The sequence below is a fragment of the Caballeronia insecticola genome (assembly GCF_000402035.1).
Lineage (GTDB): Bacteria > Pseudomonadota > Gammaproteobacteria > Burkholderiales > Burkholderiaceae > Caballeronia > Caballeronia insecticola.
The window spans coordinates 305,989-331,762 of sequence record NC_021289.1; the positions used below are offsets into that span (position 1 = coordinate 305,989).

A 25,774-nucleotide genomic window follows, 5' to 3' on the forward strand; every position below is an offset into this window, starting at 1 on the left:
GCTCAGAATGCCGCGCGGATCACGCCGCCGTCCGCGCGCAGCGCAGCGCCATTCGTCGCCGACGACAACTCCGAGCACACATACGCCACCATGCTCGCAATTTCTTCGGGCGTGATGAAGCGCTTGAGAATCGAACTCGGGCGCGCTTCCGTGAAGAACTGTTCCTCGAAGTCGTGAAAACTCTTGCCGCCCGAAAGCTTCTCGACGAATTCAGTGACGCCTTCGGAACTGGTCGGCCCGGGCAGCACTGAATTGACCGTCACGCCCGTGCCCGTGCAAGTCTCGGCGAGCCCGCGCGCCAGCGAAATCTGCGCCGATTTCGTCATACCGTAATGAATCATCTCGACGGGAATCTGAATGCCGCTCTCGCTGCTGATAAAGACCACGCGGCCCCAGTTGTTCGCCTTCATCTTCGGCAGATAGGCGCGCGAGAGCCGCACGCCGGACATCACGTTGGCGTTAAAAAAGCGCAGCCATTCTTCATCGGGAATTTCTTCGAACGGCTTCGGATCGAAGATGCCCATGTTGTTCACGAGAATATCGACGCTCGGAAAGCGCTTCACGAGTTCGTTCACTTGCGCGGCATCGGAGACGTCGCCCGCGAAGCCTTCGGCCTGCGCATTCGGCACGAGTTCGCGCAGTCTGCCGAGCGCCTCGTCGACGGATGACTGCGAGCGGCCATTGAGGATCACGCGCGCGCCTTCGCGTGCGAGCGCCACCGCGATGGCGTGGCCGATGCCTTTCGTCGATCCGGAAACCAGTGCGAGTTTGTTGGCGATCTTGAGATCCATGTCATCTCCTTGGAAAAACGTTCGAGTTGATGCGCCGCGCCGCGCGCGATGCGTTGACGGCAGTAAACCAGAAGCCCGCAAAGCGTGCACAAACCTGCTCGCGACGGGTACGCCGTAAAGCGCCGAAACCCTTTCTGCATAAGCCTCTGCGGCCGATGAAACACCGCGACATAAATGCTCGATGGCGCGCGCCGGAGGCATCGTCCATAGTTGCGCCAGCGTGACCGGGAGACGAAGCAGCAACGAGAACCGAGAGCCGTATCACGCACGAATGAGATCACGGATAAGGAGCGCGGACCGCATCCTCATCGCGCGATACGAACCCGCTAACGATTCCACGATTCCTGAGGTCATCATGTCCAAGTCGATCAAGTCTTTCTCGTTCAACGCTATCGTCAAGAAGGCGCGTGGTGCGGCGCTCGCGGCGTTCGTCGTCGGCACGGCGTTTTTGGCAGGTTGCGCGAGCAATCCCGCGCAGGCCGCGAGCCCGTACAGCCAATATGCACAGAGCGCCACGCCCACGCTGCGCGCCGACACCATCTACGTCTACGCGTTCGCCAGCGACGCGAGCGAGGTCAAGCTCGACGATCACGGCATGATCTCGAAGATCGGCTCGGCGATCTCCGGCGACTCGCAAGCCGACAAACAGACGCAGGACGCCGCCGCCGCGCGCGAAGAAGTCGCGAACGAGATCGTCGCGAAGCTCCAGTCGATGGGCCTGCGCGCCGTTCGCGCCGACGTCGCGCCGCCGGACGACCAGAGCGTGCTCGTCGTGGAAGGCAGCTTCAATACGATCGACGCCGGAAATCGCCGCCGCCGTATGCTGATCGGCCTGGGCGCGGGCGAAAGCAAGGTCGGCGCGACGGTGCAGCTCGTCTTCAAGCCGGCGCACGGCGTGCCGCAAGTGCTCGAACAATTCGACGCGAAAGCCGACAGCGGCCACGCGCCGGGCGTCGCGGAAATGGCGGGCGTCGGCGCGGCGGCGGGGCATGTCGCGAGTTCGCTGGCGGTATCGGGCGGGCTGCACACGGTGTCGGAGACGAAGCACGCGGGCGTGTCGTCGGACGAAAAGCGTCTCGCCGATTCCATCGCCAAGCAGATCGCAAAGCTCGCGCAAAGTTGAGCGGGGCCGGAGCATGCGTACACTAGCGGTTCCGGACGAATGTTCGCTTCGCGAGGCCCCCGCATGCTCACGATTGCCCTGATTGTCCTGACCGTTGTCGTTACGCTCGTCGTCGTGCTCGTGATCGCGAACATGTCGAGCGGCGAGAAGAAGATCGAGCACAAGATCGAACGGCTATACGCCAGCGACGATCCACAGTTCATCCGCTCGATGGGCCTGCTGCTCGGGCCGCCCGTCGGCGACGGCAACCGCTTCGAAGTGCTCGTGAACGGCGACGAGATTTTTCCGTCGATGCTGGACGGCATCCGCTCGGCGCGCGAGACGATCACGTTCGAAACCTTCATCTACTGGTCCGGCGCGATCGGCGAGGAATTCGCCCACGCGCTGTCGGACAAGGCGCGCGCGGGCATTCCGGTGCATGTGCTGCTCGACTGGGTCGGCTCGTCGAAGATGGACAAGCGCTATCTGCAGATGCTGCGCGATTCGGGCGCGGAGGTTATCCAGTATCACAAGCCGCACTGGACCGGGCTCGGCCGCATGAACGACCGCACGCACCGCAAGCTGCTCGTGATCGACGGGCGCATCGGTTTTACGGGCGGCGTGGGTATCGCGGAAGAATGGACCGGGCACGCGCAGGACGAGAAGCACTGGCGCGATACGCACTTTCGCGTCGAAGGTCCGGTGGTCGGCCACATGCAGGCGGTCTTCATGGACAACTGGATCAAGGTGACCGGCAACGTGCTGCACGGACCGCGCTATTTCCCGGAGATCGCGGCCGCAGGCGACGGTCTCGCGCACATGTTCAGCAGTTCGCCCTCGGGCGGCAGCGACGACATGCAGTTGATGTACCTCATGGCGATCACCGCCGCGACGCATTCGATCCATCTGTCGAGCGCGTACTTCGTGCCCGACAAACTGACGATCAACGCGATCGTCGAGGCGGCGAAGCGCGGCGTGCGCGTGCGGATCATCACGCCGGGCAAGCGCATCGATACGCATACGGTGCGCGAGGCGTCGCGCGCGTGCTGGGGCGATCTGCTCGCGGCGGGCGTGGAAATCTACGAATATCAGCCGACCATGTTCCATTGCAAGCTGATCGTGGTCGATGAATATCTCGTGTCGGTCGGCTCGACCAACTTCGACAGCCGCTCGTTCAAGCTGAACGACGAGGCCAATCTCAACATCTACGACCGCGATTTCGCGCGCCGCCAGACCGCCATTTTCGACGCCGACGTCGCGCGCTCGAAACGCATCACGCTCGATGAATGGCGCCATCGTCCGCTTAGCGAAAAAATGCTCGAACGCGTCGTTGCGCTGCTCGATTCGCAGCTTTGAAGAAGCTTTGTCGAAGCTTCGTCGACACTTTGTCGTATGCGTGAAACGCTTCGCGAAAAAACTCGTGCGTGAGCCTAAAGATCGGGAGACGTAAGCCGATAAGACGCTCACGCAAACGAGTCTCCGGGCTATTCGCATCATGCACGGCACCTACAACTTCTGGCTGGTCGCGGCGTCGCTCGTAGTCGCCACGCTCGCTTCCTTTACCGCGCTCGACATTTCGGGCCGCATCGCGCTGTTGCCGCAATCGCGCGTGCGGCACGCATGGCTCGCGGGCGGCGCGGCGTCGATGGGCATCGGCATCTGGTCGATGCACTTCATCGGCGTGCTCGCGTTCGAACTGCCGATTCCGCTCGGCTACGACCTCAAGATCACCGCCGGCTCGCTGGTCATCGCGGTGCTCGTGTCGTTCTTCGCGCTCCATGTCATCACGAGCAAACGGCTGACGGCGAAGCGCCTCGTCGCGAGCAGCGTGCTGATGGGCGCGGGCATCGCCGCGATGCACTATACGGGCGACGCCGCCATGCGCATGCGCCCGGCGATCCAGTACGACCCGAGCCTGTTCGCCGCATCGATCGTCATTGCGGTGGTCGCATCGGGCGCGGCGCTGTGGATCGCGCACACGCTATCCGCCGCGAATCTGAAGAACGTGATGGCCAAGCGCGTGGTGTCGGCGCTCGTGATGGGCATCGCGATCACCGGCATGCACTACACCGGCAACGCGGCCGCGAATTTCCTGCCGGGTTCGATCTGCGGCGCCGCCAACGATGTCGATGCGCGCTGGCTCGCGACCACCGTCGCGCTCTTCACGTTCGCGATTCTGATCATCACGCTGGTGCTCTCGCGTTTCGATGCGCGCACCGCGTTGCTGGCCGGTTCCGTGTCGCGCCTGAACGGCCAGATCGTGCGCATGGCGACATTCGATACGCTCACGGACCTGCCGAATCGCCGCACGATGAACGAGCGCGTCGAGCGCGCGATCCGCCATGCGCGGCACGGCGGCAGCCGCTTCGCGATCCTCTTCATGGACCTCGACGGCTTCAAGACCATCAACGATTCGCTCGGCCACACGGTCGGCGACGAAGTGCTGAAGGCGTTCGCGCGGCGTCTGCAAGAATGCGTGCGCGGCGGCGACACCGTGGCGCGTCTGGGCGGCGACGAATTCATCGTGATGCTGGAGAACCTGAACGTACCCAGCGACGCCGAGAAAATGGCCGAGCGCATTCTCGACGCCATGCGCCGGGGCTTGCTCGCCGCCGGCCATCCGTTGCAGGTGATGCCGAGCATCGGCATCGCGCTGTATCCGCAGGACGGCGACAGCGTCGAGTCGATGCTCAAGCACGCGGACGTCGCCATGTACGAGGCGAAGCGCAGCGGGCGCAGCACGTATCGCTTCTTCGAGGCGAGCATGAACGAAGCAGCCGTGCGCACGTTGCAGATTCAGCAGGCGCTGCACGAGGCGTTAAACAGCGGCCATTTCTATTTGCTGTTCCAGCCGAAATTCCGCGGCGCGAGCGGCGAACTGGCCGGCGCGGAGGCGCTCATCCGTCTCGATCATCCGCAGATCGGCACGCTCACGCCGCTCGAATTCATACCGATCGCCGAGCGTTCGGGGCAGATCGTGCAGATCGGCTACTGGGTCGTGCACGAGACCTGCCGCCATCTCACGCAGTGGCGCGCGCAAGGGCGTCCGCCGGTGAAGGTCGCGATCAATCTGTCGCCGCGGCAGATGTACGAGGCGGATCTCGTCGAGAACATCATAAAGATCGTGCGCGATCAGGGCGTGCCGAGCGAACAGATCATGTTCGAGATCACCGAGACGGTCGCGATGCAGGATGCGCCGCGCACCATCGAGATGATTCGCGCGTTTCAGGACAACGGCTTCGAAATTGCCATCGACGATTTCGGCACCGGATATTCGAGTCTCGCTTATTTGCAGCGGTTTCGCGCGAAGCAACTGAAGATCGACCGTTTCTTCACGAACGGGCTCGACGAAAACGGCCAGGAAGGGCGCGCGATCGTCTCGGCGATCATCGCGCTGGCGCATTCGCTCGATATGGATGTCGTCGCGGAAGGCGTGGAGACGGGCTCGCAGCTCGATCGGCTGCAGGACATGAAGTGCGATGAAATGCAGGGCTTCCTGCTGGCGATGCCGCTTTCGGCGGACGTCTTCGGCGGCATGCTGGAGAAGGGCGCCGTCAGCGTCTGAAGCGAAAACACATTTCGACAAGTCGCCGATAGTAGACCTTGATAATCGGCGTCCTTCGAACTCGTGTTTTCTCTATGTCACTCTTTGAACGTACGCTCGACGCGTATCTCGCGGGCCGAACGCAGGAAGCCGAATCCGGCTGCCGCGACGTGCTCGCCGCAAACGCGCGCCATATCGACGCGTTGCATCTGCTTGGATTGATTCGCCGCGATAGTGGCGCTTTCGATGAAGCCGAAAGCCTGATCCGCCAGGCTATCGCCGAGGACGAGCAGGCGCGTTTCGCCGGAAGTCTCGGCAGCGTCCTGCTGGACCAGGGCCGCAAGACGGAGGCCGAAGCGAGCTTCAGGCGCGCGATCGAACTCGACGCACGCGACCCCGCCGCGCACTACAACCTCGCCATTCTGCTGCTCGATGTCGCGCGCGCGGACGAAGCCGAAGCGGCGCTGCGTCGTGTCGTCGCACTCGACACGCATTTTCCCGGCGCGCATCGCAACCTCGGACGCGCGATGTTCATGCTTGCGCGTCACGACGACGCGCAAGCGTTCTTCCGGCACGCCATCGAAGTCGATCCCGCCGATGCTCGCGCGTACACGGGCCGCGCGGCGGCGTTGACGCTCGCGGACCGGCTCGACGATGCAAAAGCCGCCTGCGACGAAGCGATCCGCATCGATCCGGCATCCTGCGATGCATACGTGAATCTCGGCGCCGTGCTGCTCAGGCTCGAACGTCTGGAAGAAGCCGAAGCGGCGTCGCGCGCGGCGCTGCGACTCGACGCTCAGCGGGTGCACGCGCACTACAACCTCGGCACGACGTTGCTCGAAGCGGACCGGCTCGCGGAAGCGGAAGCATCGTTGCGGCAGGCGCTGGAACACGATTCATCCTGCGTCGAAGCGTGGCTCAACCTCGGCCGTGTGCTGGAGCGGTTGCGGCGTCTGGACGAGGCTGAATCGGCGTATCGAAGCGGGTTGAAACTGCGGCCGTCCGATCCCGACCTCGAAGGAAATCTGGCGCTCGTGCTGCTCGCCCAAGGACAGTTCGCCGAAGGCTGGCCCCTTTACGAGTCGCGCGTTCCCGCGCTGCGTGCAGAAGCGCATCTGTGGGATGCGGGTCTCGCCTGTCCGCAATGGAAGGGTGAATCGCTGCGGGGCAAATCGATCGTCGTTGTGTCGGAGCAGGGTCTGGGCGACACGCTGCAGTTCTGCCGCTATCTGCCGCTCCTGAAAGCGAAGGGCGTCAAGCGTCTGACCGTGGTCTGCGACGCGGCGCTTGCGCGGCTGGTCGAAGGAATCGAGGAAGTCGATGCCTGCATTCGCAGCAGCGCGCTGCTTGACGCGCCGAAGCACGATTTCTGGTGCCTGATGATGAGCCTGCCGTTACGGTTCAACACGACGCTCGAATCGATTCCTGCGCCGATGCCTTATCTGCGCGCACTCAACGGACTGGCCGAAAACTGGAAGACGCGTCTGCCTGCAACGACGCCGAAAATCGGCCTCGTCTGGGCGGGAGAGCCGCGTCCCGACATGAAGGCCGCCGCGCCCATCGACAAGCGCCGCTCCATTCACGCGCGCCAGTTCATGCCGCTGCTGCAGATTCCAGGCGCGACCTTCGTCAGCCTGCAACTGGGCGCGACGACGCGGCCGCAAATCGGCGAGTTGCCGGACGCGCTGCGTCCCTTCGATCCGATGAACGACGTGACCGATTTCGCCGATACCGCCGCGATCATCGAGAATCTCGATCTCGTGATCGCCGTGGATACATCGACCGCGCATCTGGCGGGCGCGCTGAACAAGCCCGTGTGGATGTTGTCGCGCTTCGACCAATGCTGGCGATGGCTCATCGAACGCGACGACACGCCGTGGTATCCGTCGATGCGTCTCTTCCGTCAGACGCAGCCCGGCGACTGGGACAGCGTGATTGCGCGCGTCGCGGACGAACTGAAAGCGTTCGTCGCGCCCGCCGCGAAATCGAAGACCGCAGAAGCCGCGAAGCGTCCGGCGCGCAAGAAGCGCAAATAGGCGGCTTGCCCGCCCGCGCGGCTGTCGTGCTTGATTGCGTCGAGCGCGATAGCCGCGTCAATCCATGGCCGCATGCGCGACCGGCTCATCCGCGGCCGACTGGCGCGCCGGCCGGATCAACAGCAACAGCGGCACCACCAGCAAGGTCGCGACGAACATCAGCTTGAAGTCGTTGAGATAGGCGATCATCGAAGCTTGCTGCGTGATCGTCTGGTTCAGCATCGCCATGTCCTGCATCGATCCGCCCGCCAGCATCGACTGCATCGCCGGATTGAACGGCGTCACCTGCGCGGCGAGATCGGCGTGCGCGACTTGCGTGTTGCGCGTCATCAGCGTCTGCACGATCGAAATGCCGATACTGCTGCCGATATTGCGCATCAGGCTGTAAGTGGCGGTGCCGTCGGCGCGCAGTTCGGGCGTGAGTGTCGAGAAGGTCAGCGCCGACAGCGGCACGAACACGAGCCCCAGCCCGAAGCCCTGAATCACGCCCGGCCACACGATATCCGACGCCGACAGCACGATCGTGTAATGCATCATCTGCCAGAGTGCGAGCGCGGAAATCAGGAAGCCCGAGAGCAGCATCAGGCGGGCGTCGACGTGTTTCAGCAGCCGCCCGGCGAACAGCATGGCGACCATCGTGCCCGCGCCGCTCGGTGCGGTGACGAGGCCCGTCGTCGCGACGGGATAGTTCATCAGGTTCTGGAGCATCGGCGGCAAGAGCGCGCGCGTTGCGTACATCACCGCGCCGATCACGAAGATGAAACACGTGCCGGTTGCGAAGTTGCGATCCTTCAGCAACTGATATTTGAAGAACGAGCGTGCGCCCGCGGTGGCCGTATGCGCGATGAAAAAGACGAACGCGAGCGCCGCGAGCAGCGCCTCGATGCGGATTTCCATCGAGCCGAACCAGTCGAGTTGTTCGCCGCGATCGAGCATGGCCTGGAACGCGCCGATCGCGAGGCCGAGGGTCGCGAAGCCGAACGCGTCGAACTTCACCGCGCGCCGCGCGGCCTGCGCGGGCAGGAACGTCAACACGCCGAAGAGCGCGAACGCGCCGATCGGCACGTTGATGAAGAACACCCAGCGCCAGTTGTAGCTGTCGGTGAGCCAGCCGCCGAGCGTCGGTCCGAGAATCGGTCCGACCATCACGCCCATGCCCCAGACGGCCATCGCCTGACCCTGCTTTTCGCGCGGATTGATGTCGAGCAGAATCGACTGCGACAACGGCACGAGCGACGCCCCGAAAACGCCCTGCAACAGCCGCGACGCGACGATCTGCCCGAGGGTCTCCGACAGCCCGCAAAACGCCGACGCCACCGTGAAACCCGCGATCGAAAAGCACAGCAGCCGCTTCACGCTCAGCTGATCGGACAGCCAGCCGGTGAGGGGCGTGGCGATCGCGGCCGCGACGATATACGACGTCAGCACCCACGTAATTTCATCCTGCGAAGCCGACAGCGTGCCCTGCATGTGCGGCAGCGCCACGTTGGCGATGGTGCTGTCGAGCGTCTGGATCAGCGTTGCCAGCATGATCGAAATGGTCAGCATGCCGCGGTTCAGAGGCGCGGCGGCGCGTGCCGTTGGGGCTTCGGTGGACATGGAGGACTGTCGCCCGCAGGCGGTAATTGATAAGTAAGGTGATGATAAGCAGGCTTATTATAGGCCGCGAGTGCCGCGCCGCAATGCGGTGAAACACGCGGTGCGTCCTGGCGCACGCGCCGGGAGCTTCTACATATAATCGCGCGATGGAAACCCAACTCGACAAACGCTTCGGCTTTCTGGTCGCGGACGTGGACCGCCTGTGCGGCAACCGTTTCGACGAACTGGCGAAGTCGTCGCTCAATCTCACGCGCGCGCAATGCCGCGTGCTCGCGTATCTCTCGCATTACGGCGAGGTGAATCAGGCGCGGCTGGCCGGGCTGCTGGAAGTCGCGCCGATTTCCGCCGGGCGTTTGCTCGATCGCATGGAGGAGGGCGGCTGGATCGAGCGCCGCCTCAATCCCGACGACCGCCGCGAGCGCCAGGTGCGCATGACCGCGAAAGCCGAAAAGGCGCTCGACCGCGCGCGCCGCGTCGGCGACGAGATCACGTCCGAGGCGCTGGCCGGATTCAGCCGCCAGGAAAGCGAACAACTGATCGGTTTGCTGCAACGCGTGCGCGGCAATCTGAGCCGGATCGTGGATCGGTAAGTGTCGAGCATTGAACGACTTCGGACCCGTCTCTGACGGTTTCATCGAGCCGTGCTAACGTGCCGCGCGTGGATCGCTTATTGCTGATGCGATTCCGCAAGCGCCTTCGTCAACTGTCGCCATCCATCCGGAGAAGATCATCATGAACAAACGCACCGCACCGTTGGCGGTCATCGCTTTGTCTGTTGCGGCATGGCTCGCTGTGCCCGTCGCGCAGGCGCAGGACACAGCCGCCGCCGCAGCCGCTTCCACGCCGAAGCAGATCAAGAAGGCACAGCGCAAGGAAGCACGCGCGAAGAAGAACGCCGAACTGAAACAGCTCGAACAGAACGGCTACAACCCCGCCGGCGATCAGACGAACTATCCGCAGAACCTGCAGAACGCGCAGGCGAAGATCAACGCGCAGAAGGCGGGCAAGCCCGCGCCCGCATCGGCGCCGTAATCCGGATCGCAGACGGAAAGCGCGGGCGCGGCTCGCGCTTCAGTCGCGCTTCAGTCGTGCTTCAGTCGAACTTCAGTCGAGCTGATACGACAGCGTCGCGTTGATCCTCGGACTGCGCGACGCACTTTCGACCGGCGCATCGCCGATGGCTTTCGCGACCGACAAATCGATGCTGTAGTGCTTCGCATCCGACACGCGAAAGCCGATTCCCACTGACGACAACCTGCGCGGATTCGCCGTCCCGCCGTGCAGAAACACGCGCGCGGCGTCGATCGTCACATAGGGCGTAAAGCTCTTCAGATACGTCATGCCGACATCGAGCGGCCGGTTCACTTCGAACGACGCGCCCCAGCCCGAATCGCCCGACGCTTCGCCCGGCTGATAGCCGAGCGCGAAACGCTGCGCGCCGAACGAGATCTGCTCGGATGTCGGCAATGTGTCGGGCGAGTATTGTCCGGTCGCGGACACCACGGTGCCGATTTTAAACGGCCATTCGTTGCTCTGCGTGTGGGTCGCGCCGGTGCGCACGAACGTGAGCGACACCGGATTGACCGGCGCATAGCCCGCGATATTGGTCTCCGCACTTTTCGACGCCCCGAGCACATCGAACGCCTTCGCGACATTGAAGCTCGCGCGCCGCACGACGCCCGTGCCGATGCCGGTGTAATCGAGCTGAAGCTGCGCGACGCGAACCTGCGAACGCTGCGACAGATACGGATTGCCCGCGACGATGGTGTTCTTCAGCCGGTCCTCGTCGTGCGATGCATACACGCTCGCCGTGCCGACCACACTGCGCGCGTTGCTCAGCAGGAACGGATACACGGCGGAAAACGCGAGCTTGTCGTTGACCACGGTGCGTTCGATATACGACGGCAGGCCGGGATTGTCGACGGGATGGCCGTGATAGTGCGACGCATCGACTTTGGTGGTGAAGCCGTCGGTGCCGACCGGCAGCGTGCCGTTCAGCGCGTAATAGGTTTGATCGTCGCGTCCTTTCGGCAGAAGCGCGGCGGCCGTCAGCGATTCGCCGAGCCCGAGCATGCCGTTTTCCGTCGCGCTCAGAATGCCCTGCACACCCGGATGATTGAAGTCGATGCCCGTGCTGAAGTTGAACGGCTTGCGCTCGACATCGAGTTCGAGCGCGGTGGCGCCGTCGGTGTTCTGCGGCGGCGCGACGTTCGCCTTCGTCTTCACGCCCGGAATCATCCCGAGCACGTTGATATAGCGTTCGAAGTTTGCCTGCGTGAGCGGCCGGTCCGCTTGCAGGCGTTCGGCGACCGCGCGGATACGCTTCTCCGCCGCGCCCGCCTGACCCTTCACGACGACCTGCGCGATATAGCCTTCGACGACCGTCACGCGCACGACGCCGTCTTCAAACGTCTGCGCCGGCACGAACGCGAACGAGAGCGCATAGCCGCGTTGCTTGTAGAGCGCGGTGACGCCGTTGGCCGCCTCGATCAATTCGCCGATGGTCACGTCGCGGCCGACGAACGGCGTGAAGCGGGCGGCGACTTCATCGAAGGGCAGCGCCTTCACGCCTTCGATCTCGATCTTGGCCGGCGTGACGTGACGGGCGAGCAGCGCGTCGAGCGTGGGCGCGGGCGGAGCGACGCTCACCGCGACGGGCGGTTTGGGCGGCGCGTTGACTTGCGGGAGCGCATCGAGCGGATTGCCGCCGACGCTCGCGCGTGGCGTTGTCTGCGCGAACGCATGTGGCGATGAAATGGGCGCCGCAAGTGCGGCGAGCATGAACGCCCGTGTCCATTCACGGATCTTCATTGTGATGCCCTCGATTGGTTGCGAGAACGTCGTGCGGGGGTGGGCCGCCGCGTTCTTCGTCGTGTGTCGTTATGTTTGCTTCGATGCTTTCGATGCCTGCGATGCTTTCGATGCTGCTTGCCGCGAGAGAAGCGAGGCGCTCGACGAACCTCGCTTCCCGATGCGCGCGATGCTTATCGCCGCGCGCCTCCCAACACGCCGCCGACGACCGAACCCACCGCGCCCAGCAGCCCGCCGCCGTTGGTGGCGCTGCCGGTGTTGTTGCCGGTGGTCGTCGCGATGCCCGCACCCGCACCCGCGCCTGCGCTGGCCGAGCCTTGAGTCGTCGAGACGGTTACGCCGACCGCGCCGGTAATCGACGTCACGGTGCCGAGCACGCCGCCCACGCCGCCGGGCGATCCCGTCGTGCCGCCCGGCGACCCGGGCGAGCTGCCCGGCGCGCCGGTCAATGCGCCGACGATGCCCGTCACGGGCGCGAGCACGCCTGCATTTCCCGCGCTGCCTGAGCCTGATCCGGCGCCCGAGCCGGTCGCGCCGGCCAATGCGCCGGTCACGCCGCCGACGAGTCCCGTCACTGGTGCGAGCACGCCGCCCGCGCCTGCGCCCGTACCGCCGGTCGCACCGGTCAACGCGCCCGTCAATCCACCGACGACGCCCGTCACCGGCGCAAGCACGCCGCCTGCGCCGGAGCCCGTACCGCCGGTCGCACCGGTCAACGCGCCCGTCAAGCCGCCGACGACGCTCGTCACCGGCGCAAGCACGCCGCCTGCGCCCGCGCCCGTACCGCCGGTCGCACCGGTCAACGCGCCCGTCAATCCACCGACGACGCCCGTCACCGGCGCAAGCACGCCGCCTGCGCCCGCGCCGCCGGTCGCACCGGTCAACGCACTCGTCAAGCCACCGACGACGCCCGTCACCGGCGCAAGCACGCCGCCCGTGCCCGCGCCGCCGGTCGCACCGGTCAGCCCGCCGAGCACGCTCGTCACCGGCGCGAGCGGATTCGCGCCCGGCGTGCCGTGGACGAGGCCGCCAGCCGATGCCACCGTCTGTCCCGTCGTCGTAACGAGATTGCCGACGCCCGCCGTGAGCGGATTGGCGCCGCTTCCCGTGATGCTCTTGCCCGCGCCGGCAAGCGTGCCGCCGAGTGTGGTCAGCAGGGAGTTGACCGGTGTGCCGAGGCCGGTCGCGGCGCCGACGGTCTGCGTCGTCGAACCGGCGAGCGCCGTGATCGGCGTGATCGCGTGGCTGACCGTCTGCGTGAGTTGCGTAACGGGCGTGCTGGTGAGCGTCTGGCCGACCACGCCGCCGGTCTGCGTGACCGCGTCGCCCACAATGCCGACGATGCTGCCGACCGGCGTCGTCACCGGCGCGAGCGGCGAGAGCGCGCCGCTGCCGAGACTCGATACGAGCGTTCCCGCGCTCGATACCGTCGCACCCGTTTTCTCGACGACGCCGCCGAGGCTCGCCGTCGTCGTGCCGACGGGATTCGCGCTCGTGCCGATGGTGCCGAGCCCGGCCGACACGCCGTCGCCGAGCGTGGAGACGGCGGCGCCCGCGTTCGACAGAACGTCGCCTGCGGCTTTCGTGGTGCCCGCCCCGACGCCCGGTACGGTCGTCGAACCGACGGCCGTGCCGACGCCCGATACCGTGCCGCCGAGCGCGGACACCACGTTGCCGGTCTTGTCCGCGACTGCCGCGACCGGCTGGGTCACCGTACTGCCCGACCCGCCGCCGCCCGTGCCGCCGCTTCCGCTCCCCCCGCCGCTTCCACCCCCACCGTTGCTGCCGGTGTTGGTCCCCGAACCCCCGCCAGAACCGCCGCCCGTGCCCGTGCCCGACCCGCCGCCCGTGCCTGTCCCCGAACCTCCGCCTCCGGTCCCGGCGTTCGTTCCGCCGCCGCCGGTGCCCCCTGTGCCTGTCCCCGAACCTCCGCCTCCCGTTCCTGCGTTCGAACCGCCGCCTGCTCCTGTGCCCGAGCCGCCGCCCGAACCTCCGCCTGCTCCAGTGCCCGAGCCGCCGCCGGAACCGCTGCCGCTGCCGTCGCCGGTCGAGATCGTGCCTGTGCCGCTGCCGCTTGCGCCGGCCGACTTGCTCATCGTGCCCGAGCCTCCGCATGCGGCGAGCGTCAGCAAGCTCGCGACCGCAGCCGCCACGATGGTCTTGCGCAACACGTCGCGTCCGATGTTCCTCGTATCCATGTCAGCCCTCGGTATCTTGTTTTGAACGAACCGCGGACGCTTAACTGCATTAGGTGTGCCATCGCACAGACAGCCGATCGCCTTGGCGGACTAGACGCAGCGCATTTCCCTGATGGATCAAGACTGGCGGATGAAAATCGGCGCGTCGAATTCGGTTCGACGGCAAGGCGGAAACAACGCGAAACTCAGTCGCGTCACGTTACGCACGCAATGCGACGTTACGAGGACTCGGGTTACACACGGAATCCCGCAAAAGGGGACATATTCGTTTTGCGGGTGACAAGCAGGAAAATAATACTGCTGTGATCACGAGTCGCAGACGCATCAGGCTGATATTGGAATATCGCTGCCTCCAAGCAACTGGTTGAATGTTGGGGTAAAAAAACAATCGTTCAGACAATAATTGATTTTGAGATAGGCTTGCGTTATAAATCGACTAACGATTAATTCTCGCGCCGCAAACGTTAGAGAGGCGTTAGCGAGACGTGATATCGACCTAATAAAACAGAGTTGGAATGCTCAACCGCCATGCTGCTTCGGAAAGACGGCCTTGCGTCTTCCGACCGGGGCGCGGCGTGCGGACGGGCATATGCGGCCAGAGTAGTAAATCCTTCCGAGGGCAATTAAAAATGAGAGCAACCTTCAAGCAGTTCATTCGCGACCGCCGCGGGATTACCGCCATCGAATATGGTTTGATCGCCGGCGTTCTCGCGCTGGGCATCATGACCGCGGTCGGCGACGTCGCCACCCAACTAAAAAGCACATTCCAGGCGATCACGGCGGAACTTGCGAAAGTCGGCAACTGAACGAATTCAGTTCGCCGCCGATATTCGGCAAGACCGCCGGATTCTTTAATCCGGATCAGCGCGCCGGTTCAATCCGGCGCGAGGAATCTTATTGTCTGCCGGTAAATATTTAACGCCCGTATTAATACGGATAGCGTGATGTGTTTGCCTGCCGGTTCGCTTTGTCATGATTCCAATTGAATCCGCGATATTTATCGGCTGGGCGCTCGCCGTCGGATTATCCGACTGGCGGCGCCGGCTGATTCCCAACGCGCTCGTGCTGGCGGGCGGCGTTGGCGCGCTCACCCTCGCGGCGGCGCGGCTTTCTCCGTTCGATATCTCGACGGGCACGGCGCTCGTCGGTCTGGCGGCGGGCTTCGTCGCGCTGCTGCCGTTCTATTTGTTCGGCATGATGGGCGCCGCCGACGTCAAGGTCTTCGCCGTGCTCGGCGCGTGGTGCGGACCGCGCGCGTTGCTCGGCATCTGGGTGGCGGCGAGCCTCGCGGCGGGCGTTCACGCGCTCGTGCTGCTCGCGCGCCGCCGCGCCGTCTTCGCGCTGCGCGATTTTCCCCAAGAGGCGTCGCTGGCCGAACGCCGGCGCAACAGCACGCCGTATGGCCTGCTGCTCGCGGCGGCGGGCATCGGCCATCTTGCGTTGCATGCGCTGCATGCGCTCGGAGCGCGCGCATGAAGCACGCACATCGAACCGGCCAATCCGGCCGCCGCACTCAGCGCGGCAACATGGCGATCGAGTTCGCCATCGTGTTTCCGCTGTTTTTCGTCGTGTTTTACGCGATCGTCACGTACAGCCTGATCTTCGTCGCGCAGCAGTCGCTGACGCTGGCGGCCGAGGAGGGCGCGCGCGCCGCGCTGCGCTTTCAGGCGAACGCAACGAGCATCGACGACGCCCTCGCACGCCGCGCCGACGCCGCCTGCGCGGCCGCGAACGGCCTGACCAACTGGCTCGCCGGACTGGCGCATTGCAGCGCCGCGCCCGCGCCGTGCGACTACGACGGCACGCTGCGCTGCATCGCCGTCACGCTCGATTACGGCTACGCGGCGCGCCCGCTCGTGCCGACGCTGCCGCTGTTCGGCCTCGCGCTGCCCGATTCGCTGGTCGCGCGCGCGATGGTCCAGCTCGATCCGGACAACGTGCTATGAGCGCACGCGTTCGCCTTCACTCGTCCTGACGCCATGGCCAATCTCACTCGCACGCTCGCCATTCTGCTGTTCTCGGTCGCGGCCGTCCTCGGCATCTTCGCCGTGATGCTCGCGCGCCAGCCCGTGCCGTCGCCCGAACGCGACCATGCGCCGCCGCAGTCCGCCGTGCTTGCGCCGTCGCATCGGGTGCCGGTGGTCGTCGCCGCGCGCGATCTTCCGGCCGGAAAGACGCTCGACGCCGACGCGCTCACCGTGCGCATGCAGGCCGAGCCCGCGCCCGGCACCTTCGGCGAGCCTGCCGCGATTGTCGGCCGCGTGCCGCTCGCCGCCGTGCCGAAGGGCGCGCCGCTCACTGCCGATGCGCTCTCCAGCGGACTCGCCGATGTCGTCGAGCCGGGCGAACGCGCGGTGGCCGTGCGCATCGACGAGACCAACGCGGTGGGCAATTTCGTGCGTCCGGGCGATTTCGTCGATGTCTTCTTCACGCTCAAGCGGGAAGGCGGCGCGGCAAACGGCGATGCCGAAATATCGGCGACGCAGGCGCGTCTGCTGTTGTCGAAGGTGCGCGTGCTGGGCGTGGGCGATGCGTCGGTCGCGCAGGGCGTCAACAAAGAGGCGAAGGACGCCGCGTTGCGTCAGGGCAGCGCGCGCACGGCGGTGCTCGCGATCCGCACCGGCGACATCGACGCACTCACGCTCGCGGAAAGCGCGGGCCGCCTCGTGCTCGCGCTGCGCAATTCCGCCGATGCCGAAGTGCCGCCGCCGCATGCTTTTGCGCCGCTCGTTGCGTCGGCGCGGCCGGACAGCGACGCGGCGCGCGCGGCGGCGGGACTCTCGCTCGGCACGCTGGCGGGCGCGCGCACGGCGGCGCGTCAGGCGGACACGCCGCGCGCGCCGCGCACGCCACGCATGGTGACCGGCGACGAAATCGAAGTGATTCGCGGCGGGCGCGCAGAGCGCATCGCCTATTGAACGATTGAACTGACTGGCAAGAACGGAGCGCGGCGTCGCGACCCCATAACGATGACAAGAATACGGCAACCCGGCGACGAGTCGAACTCGAAGCGATGGAAGGCAGCGGCACTCGTCGCATGCATGACGATGGCGCTTGCGATAAATACCTATGCGGCAACGCGAGTCGAAACACCCATGGCAACCGATGCGAACGTCATCGCGCTGGCGACCGGCGGGCAACGCTCGCTCGCGCCCGGCCGGACGATCACACGCGTGGCGCTCGGCGATCCGTCCGTCGCCGATGTCAACGTGCTCAAGGGCGGCGGCGTGCTGCTCGTCGGCAAGTCGGCGGGCACGACCAATCTGATGCTGTGGGAACGCGGCCGCAACGCGCCGCTCTCGTACACGATCGAAGTCGCGTCGGGCGCAAGCATGGCGCTCGCCGACGTCGACGCGCCAAAAGTGCGCGTGCTCGGCAAGACGGCCGTGCTCTCCGGCACCGCGCCGACGATGGACAAGCACCAGCGCGCGGTCGCGGCGGCGCGTGCATCGGTGGGCAAGGACGGCGCGCTCGTCGATACATCGACGGTGGCTACGAAGAGCGTCGTGCAGGTCGACGTCAAGGTGGTCGAGTTCAGCAAGACCGTGCTCAAGGAAGCGGGCTTCAATCTCTTTTCGCAGAACCACGCGGGCTTCGCGTTCGGCACGTTCGCGCCGAGTTCGCTGTCGAGCGTGACGGGCGGCGCGACCAATCCGCTCTCCGTCACGGCCACTTCGCCGATCGGCTCCGCGTTCAATCTGCTGCTCAACTCGACATCGCGCGGGCTGTTCGCGAACCTGAGTCTTCTCGAAGGCAACAACCTCGCGCGCGTGCTCGCGCAGCCGACGCTCGTCGCGCTGTCGGGACAGAGCGCGAGCTTTCTCGCGGGCGGCGAGATTCCGGTGCCGGTGCCGCAATCGCTCGGCACCACGACGATCGTCTACAAGCCGTATGGCATCGGCCTTTCGCTGACGCCCACGGTGCTCGGCCCTGAACGCATCGCGCTCAAGGTTGCGCCCGAGGCGAGCCAGCTCGACTTCGCGCACGCGATCACCATCGACGGCGTGTCGGTGCCCGCGCTCACCACGCGCCGCGCGGAAACCGCCGTCGAACTGGGCGACGGCGAGAGCTTCGTGATCGGCGGGCTGGTGGATCGCGAGACGGCGTCGAACGTCAACAAGGTGCCGCTGCTGGGCGACCTGCCGATCATCGGCGCGTTCTTCAAGACGCTGCAGTACTCGCAGTCGGACCGCGAACTGGTGATTATCGTGACGCCGCATCTCGTCGCGCCGATCGCGAAGAACGCGGCGCTGCCCGCGACGCCCGGCCAGCAGTCCGAACAGCGCGACGGCCCGGTGTGGCGCAGCTTCGTCGGCGGGGCGCTCTCGTCCGACGCCGCGCCAGGATTTTCGCGATGACGATGAACACCGCCGCCATGCCGCCTCCGCGTTTTCTCTGCGCAAGCCCCGACGCCGCGCGCCGCGACTGGCTGCAACGCGCGCTCGCGAACGCGGGCGCCATGGAGACGGCGCCGTGCGATCCGGCCGGGCTGGTCGCGCGCATCGGCGAGGTTGCGCCTGCCATCGTCTTCGTCGATTTCGGCGCGGGCGATGCATCCGCCGCCCACGCCAGTGCGCTCGCGCAAACGGCCCGCGACGCGTTTCCGTCGTTGCCGATTGTCGCGCTCGGCACGCTCGCGACGCCCGCTCCGGCGCTCGCCGCGTTGCGCGCCGGCGTGCGCGATTTCGCCGATATGAGCGGCCCGCCCGCCGATGTCTTCGCGATCGCGCAACGTCTGCTCGACGAGCGCCCGCCCGCGCGCAGCGAAGCGGCGAGCCGTCAGGGCAAGGTGACGGTGCTGCTCGGCGCGCGCGTCGGCATGGGCGTGAGCACGCTCGCGGCGAATCTCGCGGTCAGTCTGCACAAGCGCGGCGCGGCGGCCGGGCGCGCGACGGCGCTGCTCGATCTCGGCCTGCCCGCCGCCGACAGCGCGCTCTTGCTCGACACGCGCAGCGAACTGCATTTCGTCGAAGCGGTGCGCAACCTGCGCCGTTTCGACGACACCTTCGTCAACACCGCGTTCGCGCGCCATGCGAGCGGCCTCGCGCTCACGACGCTGCCCGCCGATCTCGCCGAGATGCGCTCGATTTCCTTCGCGTCCGCGATGAGCATGCTGAATCGACTGCGCGCGTATTTCGATCAGCAGATCGTCGATCTGGGCGGCTTCTCGAATCTCGATTTCGTCGCGCAGGCGGTGCAGGCCGCCGACGAAACGTGGCTCGTGTGCGATCCGAACGTGGCCTCGGCGGTGTCGGCCATCGCGCTGCTCGACGCGTTGCGCACGGATGACGGCACCGAAGCGCCGAAGCCCGGCCTCGTCGTGAACAAGTTCGACGCCGCGCTCAACTTCGGCGCGGATCAACTTGCCGGGCGGCTGAATCTGCCGCTTATCGCCGTGTTGCCGGAACGCGCGCAGGCGCTCGGCCGCGCGGTGAATCAGGGGCGTCTGCTCGCCGAGTGCGCCGAGCGCGATCCGTACGTGCGCGCGCTTGCGCCGCTCGTCGCCCGGTTGCAAGGCGAACTACGCGAGGCCGACGCCGCGCGCGACACCAAAGCATCGCGCACGGCACTGAACGTCGGCCATCTCCTTCCCAACTTTCTCAAACGGTCATAGACGATGGCTCAGGACTTCAGCAAGGACATCGCGTTCGCGAACGATCTGGCCGAAGACGCCGTCGCGTTCGCGCAATCGCAGCAATTTCAGGACGTCGCGACGGCGGCGCACGAACATCTGCTTTCGCGCATCGAGGAGCTGGGCGCGGAGTTCGGGCGATGGTCGCGGCAGGCGATCCACCAGTTCGTCGATCTGGAGATGGACAGCTTCGTGCGCCTGCGCCGCATTCCGCTCAACGAGAGCGAAGTGCGGCTCGTCGCCGCCGCGCTGACGAAGGAGCTGGCGGGCTTCGGTCCGATCGAGGATCTGCTCGCCGATGCCGCCGTCGAAGACATTCTGATCAACGGCTACAGCGACGTGTATGTATCGCGTCACGGCATGCTCGAAAAAATTCCGGTGCGCTTCGCCGACAACGCGCATCTGCTGCGCATCGTGCGACGCATTCTCGCGCCGATCGGACGACGTCTCGACGAATCCAATCCGATGGTCGATGCCCGCCTGCCCGACGGCGGCCGCGTCAACGTGGTGATCGAGCCGCTTTCTATCGATGGTCCCGTGGTCTCGATCCGCAAGTTCCGGCGCGACCCTTTGCGCCCCGACGATCTGCTCGCCAACGGCACCTTCAATCAGGACATCGCCTCGCTGCTCGAAGCGGCGGTCGAGGCGCGCTGCAACGTGCTCGTCTCGGGCGGCACGAGTTCCGGCAAGACGTCGCTCCTGAACGCGCTCGCGTTCTTCATTCCGAAGCACGAACGTGTCGTGACGATCGAGGATACGGCGGAACTGTCGCTGAATCATCCGCATGTCGTGCGGCTCGAAAGCCGGCCCGGCGGCTTCGATGGCGCGGGCGTCGTGTCGATCCGCGATCTCTTGCGCAATACGCTGCGGATGCGGCCGGACCGGATCATCGTCGGCGAAGTGCGCGGCGGCGAAGTGCTCGAAATGCTTCAGGCGATGAACACCGGCCACGACGGCTCCATGGGCACGGTGCACGCGAGTTCGCCGCGCGAATGTCTGTACCGGCTGGAAATGCTCGCGGGTTTCGCGGGTTTTCAGGGCACGGAAGCGAGTCTCAGAAGGCAGATCGCCAACGCGATCGATTTCATCGTGCAGATCGGGCGGCTGTCGAACGGCCGCCGCCGCATTCTCTCGGTGACGGAAGTGACGGGTCTGTCCGACAACATCATCGCGATGCAGGAGTTGTATCGCTACGATCCGGCCGTCGATGCGAACGGCGAGGAAACGGACCGCTGGAACTGGCTCGGCATTCATCCGAGTTCGCCGAAGCTCGCGAAGTACCGGCAGGCGCTCGGCGTTGCGCACGCGGAGAGCTTCGGGCAGGCGGGACGCTTCGGCGGCGGTTTCGGCGGGGGCTTCAATGTATAGAGCCGGCGCGCTCATCGCGATGCTCGCGCTGCTGTGCGCGGCGGCGGCGCTCATGCTGTGGCGGCGCGGCACGACCGGGCGCGAACGGGCGCTGGCCGAGCGTTTCGTCGAGCGGCAGGTGCGGGGGACGCAGGCTGCGCCCTCAACGCATACGCCCCGACCGCAACAAAGCGTGCGTCCCGCAACGACTCAGACGCACCTTGCGCGCGCCCGTGCCGCGTTCGCGAACCTGATGAACCGCGCGGGCATCGCGCGTCCGCGTGCGCTTGCTTGCACGACGCTGGCCGCAGCCGTGATCGGTGCGCTGTGCGCCGGCATGCGCGCCGGACCGGCGCTCGGCGCGGGCGTCGCCGCGCTCGTGCTCGCCGCCGTGCATGCGTGGCTCACGTGGCGCGCGCAGAAACGCTATCAGCGCATCGTGCGGCAATTGCCGCCGTTTCTCGATGGCATCGTGCGCATGATCGTCATCGGTCATAGCGTGCCGGCCGCGTTTCAGGCCGCGCTCACGAACGCCGAAGCGCCGCTGTCGGAATGCCTCGACCGCGCGCTGCCGATGCTGCGCACCGGCATGGAGATCGACCACGCGCTCGGCACGGTCGCGCGGATTTATCGCGTGCGCGAGCTGGAACTGGTCGGCTCGGTGCTGCGCGTGTCGGTGAAATACGGCGGACGCTCGGACGTCATGCTCGACCGCATGGCCGCGCTGATGCGCGATCTGGAACAGGCGGACCGCGAACTCATCGCGCTGTCGACGGAAACGCGGCTGTCGTCGTGGGTGCTCGGACTGCTGCCGATCCTGCTCGGCGCGATGGTGATCGTGACCAATCCCGCCTATTTCGATGCGATGTGGAGCGACGCGCTCGGCAAGCGTCTCGTGTATGTCGCGCTCGCGCTGCAACTGCTCGGCGCATGGCTGTTGTACCGGCTCGCGAGGATCAGAACATGACGATGACGCCCGCCTTGCTCGGCGCGCTCGCGCTCGCCGCCGCGGCGCTCGCGGCCGGTCTCTTCGGCATGCTCGCGTTCGGCCGCTATGCGCGCATGCAGCGTTCGGCGCGCACGCTCGATCACGCGTTGAAGGAGCGCACGTCCGCACCCGCGCCCGCGTCACTCGATCCGGCGCCATCGCCGAGGGGGTTGCTCGCCGCCATCGGCCGTGCCGGCGCGGCATGGCTCGACACGCCGTTCGGGCGCGTGGCCGTCGCAAACGAGGACCGGCGTCTGCTCGAACGCTGCGGCTATGTCGATGCCCAGGCGCGCGGCCGCTTCTTCGCGGCTCGCGTCGCGGGCGCGGTGATCGCGCCGCTCATCGTGATGACGACGGGGCACGGAACGGCGCACGGCGCGCGCTTCATGATGCTGCTGTTCATGGCGCTGTCGATCGGCTTCATGGCGCCGAAGTGGTTCGTGAAGCGCCGCGCTCAGGCCCGGCAGCGCGCGGTGAGCAACGAACTGCCGCTGTTCGTCGATCTGCTGCGGCTGTTGCAGGGCGTCGGTTTGTCGCTGGATCAGAGTCTGCAAGTGATGGTCCACGACTTCCGCAACGTGCTGCCCGTGCTCGCGAAGGAACTCGCGCTGGCGCAGGCGCAGTTCGCCACCGGACGCACCCGCGAGCAGTCGATGAAACGCCTTGCCACAAGCTACGACAACGAGGATCTCGCCGCCATCGTGCGCCTCGTCATTCAGGTGGAGCAGCACGGCGGCGCGGTGCAGGAACCGCTCAAGCAGTTCGGCGACCGTCTGCGCGAGACGCGCCGCGCGCTGCTGCGCGAGCGCATCGGCAAGCTCACGGTCAAGATGACGGGCGTCATGGTCATCACGCTGCTGCCCGCGCTGTTGATCATCACCGCCGGGCCGGGTTTCATCGCGGTGGTGCATGCGTTGTCGGGACTTCATCGATAAAGGGATGCACATGATTCGATCCACAAGTTTGCGCGCGCTCTTTGCGACGCTGATTTGCGCGGCGCTCGCCGCCTGCGCGACGAAGCAGGAAAACGGCTACGGCGTGGGCATTCAGGCCGAGCGTCAGGCGGCGCTCGATCAGGCGCTGCAAAAAGAGTCGCCGCCCGATACGCCCGGCATGTATCTCGCGCTGATCGACCGGATGCAGGCGCAAGGCCTGTGGTACGCGTCGCTCGCGCATATCGACGCATACGAGCAGCAATACGGCCAGTCGCCCGACACGATTCTTCTGCGCGCCGATGCGCTGCGTCAGACCGGCCAGTCCGACGCCAGCGCGGTCGCATACGGGCGTCTCGCGAACACGCCGCTTGCCGCGCGCGGCCTGCGCGGTCTCGGCCTGCTCGCGGGCGAGGCCGCCGATTTTTCGCGCGCGGCGGATCTGTTCGCGTCGGCGTCCAGACGCGCCCCGACCGATGCGCTCATGCTCTCCGATCTGGGCTACGCGCGTCTGCGGCTGGGCGATGTCGCGGGCGCGCGCGTGCCGCTCATGAAGGCCGCCGAACTCGCGCCGAACAATCCGAAGATATTGAGCAACGTCGCGCTGTATTTGCTCGCGAGCGGCGAGGCCGCGAATGCGCAGGGACTCATGACGCAGCAGAAGTTTTCGGCGGATGTGCAGCAGGCCATTCGCGTCGATGCAAAACGCGTCGCCGATGCGGCGCGCGCAAGCGTTGCGTCGCGGTGAGATCGATGAAGGAGAACGGGATGAAGCGAATCGTCGTATCGATGCTGTGTGCCGCGCTCGGCGCGGGGCAGGCGGCGTATGGACAGGGCGCGAACGACATCGGCCAGGCGACGCAGACCTGGCTCACGCTTCAGTCGAGCAACGCGGCGGCGGCGCCCGCGCAGCCGATGCTCGGCGCACAGGCGGGCGCGGCGTATGAGCGCTATCTCAAGTCGTTCGACACGGCGATTCCGGCGCACTTCGGCTCGTCGGTCGAAGACGCGGGGCGTCCGTCGCTGGACGTGAACTATCGCGACATGAACTGATGCCGCGCAAAGTCCACCCGCCTGAACGACGCAACCGCGGCAAAGCACGCACCCAGCGCGGCGCGGCGTCGACGCTCGCGGCGATCTGGCTCGTCGTGGCGGTTGCGGCGCTCGGCGCAATCGATATCGGCAATCTGTTTTTCGCGCGGCGCAGCCTGCAAAGCGTCGCGGATCTCGCGGCGAGCGCGGGCGCGCAACGCGTCGATTCGACCTGCGCGCGCTCGCTCGCCGCCGCGAACGGCAGCGCCGGGAGCAACGGCTTCGATCCGTCCGCGACGGGCAATTCGCTCGCCGTCACGTGCGGACGATGGGACACGCAGGCCAACGCCGCGCCCGATTTCTTTTCGACGAACGGCACGCCCGCGAACGCCGTCAAGGTGACGGCCGCCCGCACGGTGCCGTACTTTTTCCTCGGGCCCGCACGGCAAGTGACGGCGAGCGCGATTGCCAAATCGACGGACGTCGGCTCGTTTTCCATCGGCACGACGCTCGTGAGCATCAGCGGCGGCACGGTCAACGACCTGCTCAACGCGCTGCTCGGCACGAATCTCAATCTGACGCTGGCGTCGTATCAGGGACTCGCCGATGCCCGCGTGCGCGTGGGCGACCTCGTGACCGCCGCGGGTGTCGGCACGGTTGATCAGTTGCTGGCCGCGCAGCTCACGGCCGCGCAAATCGCCCGGCTCATGCTGACCGCGCTGCAAACGACGACCGTCGCGAACGCGAGTCTCGCGACGGCGATCGGCGCGATGGGCGCTATCGTCAACGCGAACATTCCCGGCAATCAGACGATTGCGCTCGGCAGCAAGAACGGCGCGCCGGGGCTGTTGTCGGTCGGGTTCGCCAACACGCAGAGCGCGCTCGATGCGACCATCAGCCCGCTCGAAGCGCTGCTCGTCACGGCCGAGATCGCGCAGGCGGGCAAGTCGGCGGTGAACGTCGGCGCGTCGCTGGCGTTGCCGGGCTTGATATCGGCGGCGCTGAAGGTGCAGATCATTCAGCCGCCCGTGCTCGCCATCGGCGAAGCGGGCCGCGACCCGAACGGCAACTGGCGCACGCTCGCGCATGCGGCGCAAGTGCGCGCGTTCGTCGATGTCAGCGTGCTGCCGTTGCCGTTGCCTGCGGGATTCGGCGGCGCCAAGCCGATGATCCACGTGCCGCTTTATCTCGAAGTCGCGCCCGGCACCGCGTGGCTCGTATCGACGCAATGCGCGGGCGCGGCATCGGCGCGGCGTTCGGTCATCGGCGTGCAGACGGGGCTTGCGAACGTATGCGTCGGCGATACGCCCGCCAACATGGGCGCGTTCAGTTGCTCGAAGCCCGCGACGCTCGTGAACATTCTCGGCACGCTCACGGTGAGCATGGCCGCGAGCCTGCCCGCGACGATGCCCGCATCCGCCCAGACGACACTCACCTTCGACGGCGTGAGCGGCAACGGCGACGACTACAAGACCGTGCCCGCCGCGCCCGGCGCGTCGCTTTCGAATGCGCTGGCGGGCTTGAGCGCGAGTCTTTCGGCACCGGGCGGGCTGACGGTTTCGTCGCCGCTATTGCCTTCGTGGCTCCTGAGCCCCGTCGCGCCGCTTCTCGTCGCGACGCTCGTTCCCGTGCTCGGCACGGTGCTCGCGGGGCTCGATCAGGTGTTGCTGCCCGTGCTGCAATTGCTCGGCGCGCAAGTGGGAACGAGCACGATTCACGACTTGTCGCTCACATGCGGCGAGTCGCAACTGGCCTACTGAAG

21 protein-coding genes and 1 pseudogene are annotated in these 25,774 nt (G+C 66.2%); 18 read left to right on the forward strand and 4 right to left on the reverse strand.

Translation table 11 applies throughout. The annotated features are described in order from the left end of the window. Nucleotides 1-2: 2 nt before the first annotated feature. The gene (locus tag BRPE64_RS26030; RefSeq protein ID WP_016347937.1) at nucleotides 3-791 is read right to left on the reverse strand and encodes an SDR family NAD(P)-dependent oxidoreductase; all 789 of its coding nucleotides are present in this window, start codon (nucleotides 789-791) and stop codon (nucleotides 3-5) included. 355 nt (nucleotides 792-1,146) lie between these two features. Between BRPE64_RS26030 and BRPE64_RS26035 the strand changes: the two genes are divergently transcribed. The 4 genes from BRPE64_RS26035 to BRPE64_RS26050 all read left to right on the forward strand — a co-directional run bounded on the left by BRPE64_RS26035 (nucleotide 1,147) and on the right by BRPE64_RS26050 (nucleotide 7,473). Beyond that, nucleotides 1,147-1,914 carry a DUF4410 domain-containing protein gene (locus BRPE64_RS26035; protein ID WP_016347938.1) on the forward strand — a complete coding sequence of 256 codons (768 nt, stop codon included), beginning with the start codon at nucleotides 1,147-1,149 and terminating at the stop codon, nucleotides 1,912-1,914. Nucleotides 1,915-1,977: 63 nt separating this feature from the next. Then, nucleotides 1,978-3,249: a cardiolipin synthase gene (gene cls / locus BRPE64_RS26040; RefSeq protein ID WP_016347939.1), complete on the forward strand. Its 1,272-nt coding sequence runs from the start codon at nucleotides 1,978-1,980 to the stop codon at nucleotides 3,247-3,249. A 139-nt stretch (nucleotides 3,250-3,388) separates the two neighbouring features. Continuing rightward, nucleotides 3,389-5,458, forward strand: coding sequence for a putative bifunctional diguanylate cyclase/phosphodiesterase (locus BRPE64_RS26045; RefSeq protein WP_016347940.1), 2,070 nt, complete (start codon nucleotides 3,389-3,391; stop codon nucleotides 5,456-5,458). A 74-nt stretch (nucleotides 5,459-5,532) separates the two neighbouring features. Then, a complete protein-coding gene (locus BRPE64_RS26050) occupies nucleotides 5,533-7,473 on the forward strand; it encodes a tetratricopeptide repeat protein (RefSeq protein WP_016347941.1) in 1,941 nt (646 codons plus the stop codon). 57 nt (nucleotides 7,474-7,530) lie between these two features. Here the strand turns inward: BRPE64_RS26050 and BRPE64_RS26055 are convergent, their stop codons facing one another. Continuing rightward, on the reverse strand, nucleotides 7,531-9,072 hold the full coding sequence (locus BRPE64_RS26055) for a DHA2 family efflux MFS transporter permease subunit (RefSeq protein ID WP_044043305.1): 1,542 nt from the start codon (nucleotides 9,070-9,072) through the stop codon (nucleotides 7,531-7,533). 146 nt (nucleotides 9,073-9,218) lie between these two features. On the opposite strand from BRPE64_RS26055, the gene BRPE64_RS26060 reads away from it, so the two are divergent. Further along, nucleotides 9,219-9,662, forward strand: coding sequence for a MarR family winged helix-turn-helix transcriptional regulator (locus tag BRPE64_RS26060; protein WP_016347943.1), 444 nt, complete (start codon nucleotides 9,219-9,221; stop codon nucleotides 9,660-9,662). Between the two features lie 142 nt (nucleotides 9,663-9,804). Then, on the forward strand, nucleotides 9,805-10,104 hold the full coding sequence (locus BRPE64_RS26065) for a DUF4148 domain-containing protein (RefSeq protein WP_016347944.1): 300 nt from the start codon (nucleotides 9,805-9,807) through the stop codon (nucleotides 10,102-10,104). Between the two features lie 72 nt (nucleotides 10,105-10,176). On the opposite strand, the gene BRPE64_RS26070 is transcribed toward BRPE64_RS26065, so the two are convergent. Both BRPE64_RS26070 and BRPE64_RS26075 read right to left on the reverse strand, forming a co-directional pair. Next, the gene (locus BRPE64_RS26070; protein WP_016347945.1) at nucleotides 10,177-11,883 is read right to left on the reverse strand and encodes a ShlB/FhaC/HecB family hemolysin secretion/activation protein; all 1,707 of its coding nucleotides are present in this window, start codon (nucleotides 11,881-11,883) and stop codon (nucleotides 10,177-10,179) included. Between the two features lie 551 nt (nucleotides 11,884-12,434). After that, a pseudogene (locus BRPE64_RS26075) lies at nucleotides 12,435-14,081 on the reverse strand (collagen-like triple helix repeat-containing protein); the annotation flags it as partial. Between the two features lie 629 nt (nucleotides 14,082-14,710). Here BRPE64_RS26075 and BRPE64_RS26080 point away from each other — a divergent pair. The 12 genes from BRPE64_RS26080 to BRPE64_RS26135 all read left to right on the forward strand — a co-directional run bounded on the left by BRPE64_RS26080 (nucleotide 14,711) and on the right by BRPE64_RS26135 (nucleotide 25,772). After that, entirely contained in the window at nucleotides 14,711-14,887 is a 177-nt protein-coding gene (locus BRPE64_RS26080; protein ID WP_016347949.1) for a Flp family type IVb pilin, read from the forward strand. Nucleotides 14,888-15,053: 166 nt separating this feature from the next. Then, nucleotides 15,054-15,557 (forward strand): A24 family peptidase, encoded by a 504-nt coding sequence (locus BRPE64_RS26085; protein WP_016347950.1) that lies wholly within the window; start codon nucleotides 15,054-15,056, stop codon nucleotides 15,555-15,557. Continuing rightward, nucleotides 15,554-16,027, forward strand: a complete 474-nt coding sequence (locus BRPE64_RS26090) for a TadE/TadG family type IV pilus assembly protein (RefSeq protein WP_016347951.1) — start codon at nucleotides 15,554-15,556, stop codon at nucleotides 16,025-16,027. Before BRPE64_RS26085 ends, BRPE64_RS26090 begins: the two co-directional genes overlap by 4 nt. 33 nt (nucleotides 16,028-16,060) lie before the next feature. After that, nucleotides 16,061-16,999, forward strand: a complete 939-nt coding sequence (gene cpaB, locus BRPE64_RS26095; RefSeq protein WP_016347952.1) for a Flp pilus assembly protein CpaB — start codon at nucleotides 16,061-16,063, stop codon at nucleotides 16,997-16,999. A 177-nt stretch (nucleotides 17,000-17,176) separates the two neighbouring features. Continuing rightward, nucleotides 17,177-18,439, forward strand: coding sequence for a type II and III secretion system protein family protein (locus tag BRPE64_RS26100; RefSeq protein ID WP_044043311.1), 1,263 nt, complete (start codon nucleotides 17,177-17,179; stop codon nucleotides 18,437-18,439). Beyond that, nucleotides 18,436-19,695, forward strand: coding sequence for a P-loop NTPase family protein (locus tag BRPE64_RS26105; protein ID WP_016347954.1), 1,260 nt, complete (start codon nucleotides 18,436-18,438; stop codon nucleotides 19,693-19,695). The genes BRPE64_RS26100 and BRPE64_RS26105 overlap by 4 nt, the downstream gene beginning before the upstream one ends. Nucleotides 19,696-19,698: 3 nt before the next feature. Continuing rightward, nucleotides 19,699-21,081 (forward strand): CpaF family protein, encoded by a 1,383-nt coding sequence (locus BRPE64_RS26110; RefSeq protein WP_016347955.1) that lies wholly within the window; start codon nucleotides 19,699-19,701, stop codon nucleotides 21,079-21,081. Next, the gene (locus BRPE64_RS26115; RefSeq protein WP_016347956.1) at nucleotides 21,074-22,027 is read left to right on the forward strand and encodes a type II secretion system F family protein; all 954 of its coding nucleotides are present in this window, start codon (nucleotides 21,074-21,076) and stop codon (nucleotides 22,025-22,027) included. The genes BRPE64_RS26110 and BRPE64_RS26115 overlap by 8 nt, the downstream gene beginning before the upstream one ends. 2 nt (nucleotides 22,028-22,029) lie before the next feature. Beyond that, nucleotides 22,030-22,983 (forward strand): type II secretion system F family protein, encoded by a 954-nt coding sequence (locus BRPE64_RS26120; RefSeq protein ID WP_069915732.1) that lies wholly within the window; start codon nucleotides 22,030-22,032, stop codon nucleotides 22,981-22,983. Between the two features lie 4 nt (nucleotides 22,984-22,987). Next, complete coding sequence (locus tag BRPE64_RS26125; protein ID WP_044043313.1) at nucleotides 22,988-23,728, forward strand: tetratricopeptide repeat protein; 741 nt, start codon at nucleotides 22,988-22,990, stop codon at nucleotides 23,726-23,728. Between the two features lie 20 nt (nucleotides 23,729-23,748). Further along, nucleotides 23,749-24,033: a DUF3613 domain-containing protein gene (locus BRPE64_RS26130; RefSeq protein WP_051180554.1), complete on the forward strand. Its 285-nt coding sequence runs from the start codon at nucleotides 23,749-23,751 to the stop codon at nucleotides 24,031-24,033. After that, complete coding sequence (locus tag BRPE64_RS26135) at nucleotides 24,033-25,772, forward strand: TadG family pilus assembly protein (protein ID WP_016347960.1); 1,740 nt, start codon at nucleotides 24,033-24,035, stop codon at nucleotides 25,770-25,772. Before BRPE64_RS26130 ends, BRPE64_RS26135 begins: the two co-directional genes overlap by 1 nt. Nucleotides 25,773-25,774 lie beyond the last annotated feature (2 nt).

Coding starts and splice junctions, on each gene's coding strand:
- cpaB (WP_016347952.1), top strand. CDS start 16,061: ATGGCCAATCTCACTCGCACGCTCGCCATTCTGCTGTTCTCGGTCGCG.
- BRPE64_RS26135 (WP_016347960.1), top strand. CDS start 24,033: ATGCCGCGCAAAGTCCACCCGCCTGAACGACGCAACCGCGGCAAAGCA.
- BRPE64_RS26045 (WP_016347940.1), top strand. CDS start 3,389: ATGCACGGCACCTACAACTTCTGGCTGGTCGCGGCGTCGCTCGTAGTC.
- BRPE64_RS26070 (WP_016347945.1), bottom strand. CDS start 11,883: ATGAAGATCCGTGAATGGACACGGGCGTTCATGCTCGCCGCACTTGCG.
- BRPE64_RS26050 (WP_016347941.1), top strand. CDS start 5,533: ATGTCACTCTTTGAACGTACGCTCGACGCGTATCTCGCGGGCCGAACG.
- BRPE64_RS26035 (WP_016347938.1), top strand. CDS start 1,147: ATGTCCAAGTCGATCAAGTCTTTCTCGTTCAACGCTATCGTCAAGAAG.
- BRPE64_RS26105 (WP_016347954.1), top strand. CDS start 18,436: ATGACGATGAACACCGCCGCCATGCCGCCTCCGCGTTTTCTCTGCGCA.
- BRPE64_RS26080 (WP_016347949.1), top strand. CDS start 14,711: ATGAGAGCAACCTTCAAGCAGTTCATTCGCGACCGCCGCGGGATTACC.
- BRPE64_RS26100 (WP_044043311.1), top strand. CDS start 17,177: ATGGCAACCGATGCGAACGTCATCGCGCTGGCGACCGGCGGGCAACGC.
- BRPE64_RS26090 (WP_016347951.1), top strand. CDS start 15,554: ATGAAGCACGCACATCGAACCGGCCAATCCGGCCGCCGCACTCAGCGC.
- BRPE64_RS26125 (WP_044043313.1), top strand. CDS start 22,988: ATGCACATGATTCGATCCACAAGTTTGCGCGCGCTCTTTGCGACGCTG.
- BRPE64_RS26130 (WP_051180554.1), top strand. CDS start 23,749: ATGAAGCGAATCGTCGTATCGATGCTGTGTGCCGCGCTCGGCGCGGGG.
- BRPE64_RS26030 (WP_016347937.1), bottom strand. CDS start 791: ATGGATCTCAAGATCGCCAACAAACTCGCACTGGTTTCCGGATCGACG.
- BRPE64_RS26115 (WP_016347956.1), top strand. CDS start 21,074: ATGTATAGAGCCGGCGCGCTCATCGCGATGCTCGCGCTGCTGTGCGCG.
- BRPE64_RS26110 (WP_016347955.1), top strand. CDS start 19,699: ATGGCTCAGGACTTCAGCAAGGACATCGCGTTCGCGAACGATCTGGCC.
- BRPE64_RS26065 (WP_016347944.1), top strand. CDS start 9,805: ATGAACAAACGCACCGCACCGTTGGCGGTCATCGCTTTGTCTGTTGCG.
- BRPE64_RS26060 (WP_016347943.1), top strand. CDS start 9,219: ATGGAAACCCAACTCGACAAACGCTTCGGCTTTCTGGTCGCGGACGTG.
- BRPE64_RS26120 (WP_069915732.1), top strand. CDS start 22,030: ATGACGCCCGCCTTGCTCGGCGCGCTCGCGCTCGCCGCCGCGGCGCTC.
- cls (WP_016347939.1), top strand. CDS start 1,978: ATGCTCACGATTGCCCTGATTGTCCTGACCGTTGTCGTTACGCTCGTC.
- BRPE64_RS26055 (WP_044043305.1), bottom strand. CDS start 9,072: ATGTCCACCGAAGCCCCAACGGCACGCGCCGCCGCGCCTCTGAACCGC.
- BRPE64_RS26085 (WP_016347950.1), top strand. CDS start 15,054: ATGATTCCAATTGAATCCGCGATATTTATCGGCTGGGCGCTCGCCGTC.